Consider the following 508-nt stretch of genomic DNA (forward strand, 5'->3'; position numbering starts at 1 on the left):
CGCAGCTTGCAGGCCGAGATCAAGTACGGCCGGATGCAAGTCGTCGATGATGTCGTGCATGGCCTCGAGCGCACCGTCGATCAGGCCGTCGGCGTGGCGCGCCTGGTCGAGCAGGGCATCGTTGTCGCGGGGAAGTTGCCCGCCGAGTTGGGCCAGCGCCATCTTGAGCGCGGTCAGGTGGCTGCCGAGTTCGTCGTGCAAGTCTTTGGCGATGCGCCGGCGTTCAGCTTCCTTGATGCGGTCGGCGGTCGGGTCAGGGCGGGCGGCAGGAATGTCGCTCATGGTGCAGTAAGGTGGAAAAGCGAGGAATCAAGCGGCAATCATAAGGCAGATGAAGTGCAAATCAGCAGATAAAGGTGGCGTAAAGGCGATTTAACGATGGTTGATGCGCCTGAAAACGAGTCCCGGTGCGGAATAGAAGATTTTTGGCGCAAAGGCTTCCATTCCGCCCAAAAGCGGTGCTATAATCTCGTCTTTCGCGGCTGTAGCTCAGCTGGATAGAGTACTT

1 protein-coding gene is annotated in these 508 nt (G+C 58.9%); it reads right to left on the bottom strand.

Annotation, left to right across the window (positions count from 1 at the left end; all coding sequences use genetic code 11):
- On the bottom strand, positions 1–282 hold a 282-nt coding region (locus HLUSI_RS0116730; RefSeq protein WP_029363632.1), incomplete at its 3' end, for a histidine kinase.
- Positions 283–508 lie beyond the last annotated feature (226 nt).

The organism is Herbaspirillum lusitanum P6-12, from assembly GCF_000256565.1.
Taxonomy (GTDB): Bacteria; Pseudomonadota; Gammaproteobacteria; order Burkholderiales; family Burkholderiaceae_D; genus Herbaspirillum; species Herbaspirillum lusitanum.